Annotated in this window: 1 pseudogene; it reads left to right on the top strand. The window is 42.0% G+C overall.

The window, feature by feature from the left end:
- Positions 1–231 (top strand): annotated as a pseudogene (locus tag RG959_RS25030) (methionine ABC transporter ATP-binding protein); the annotation flags it as partial.

The raw sequence follows: 231 nt of genomic DNA, 5'->3' as shown, positions 1-231 counted from the left end.
AAGTTGCTGTGATCGAAGATGGGAAAGTAGTTGAATCTGGTTCTGTATTTGATGTCTTTTCTCAGCCGCAAACGACCACAGCTCATAACTTTGTCAGTACGGTGATGCATGATCAAATCCCAGATTCCGTATATGAGTTAGTAAGAAAACAAGACGCGCATAACCAAATTTATCGGATTGTCTTTGTTGGTGAGTCTACTGGAACACCGTTGTTGTCGCAAATCGCAAAGC

The sequence above is a fragment of the Domibacillus sp. 8LH genome (assembly GCF_038806185.1).
GTDB lineage: Bacteria > Bacillota > Bacilli > Bacillales > Domibacillaceae > Domibacillus > Domibacillus indicus_A.
This window is presented reverse-complemented; position numbering and strand designations above follow the sequence as displayed.